Origin of the sequence: Clostridium sp. AM22-11AC, from assembly GCF_003473545.1 — a bacterium.
GTDB lineage: Bacteria > Bacillota > Clostridia > Lachnospirales > Lachnospiraceae > Enterocloster.
In genome coordinates this window covers 1-296 of the sequence record NZ_QUCM01000054.1, presented here as the reverse complement: position 1 = coordinate 296, position 296 = coordinate 1, and the positions used below count along the sequence as shown (strand labels likewise).

The following is a 296-nucleotide window of genomic DNA, read 5'->3' as shown; positions in this document are numbered from 1 at the left end:
CTTTCGGCCAATGGAGATGGAGAGATTCGAACTCTTGACCCCCTGCTTGCAAGGCAGGTGCTCTCCCAACTGAGCTACACCCCCATATGATCTGGCAGCCACCTGCTCTCCCATACCGTCTCCAGTATAGTACCATCGGCCGCTTAGGTCTTAACCATCGTGTTCGGGATGGGAACGGGTGTGTCCCCTAAGCGCATCAGCACCAGAAATTTGTGCCTTTATATTAAGGACTCAATAATACTCAAACCCTTACTTCTTCTTCCTTAGAAAGGAGGTGATCCAGCCGCACCTTCCGA

1 tRNA gene and 1 rRNA gene are annotated in these 296 nt (G+C 51.4%); both read right to left on the bottom strand.

Annotation, left to right across the window (positions count from 1 at the left end):
• Positions 1–11: 11 nt before the first annotated feature.
• Positions 12–84 (bottom strand) — tRNA-Ala (locus tag DW251_RS17760).
• 5 nt (positions 85–89) lie between these two features.
• Positions 90–207 (bottom strand): 5S ribosomal RNA (rrf, locus tag DW251_RS17755).
• Between the last annotated feature and the right edge of the window lie 89 nt (positions 208–296).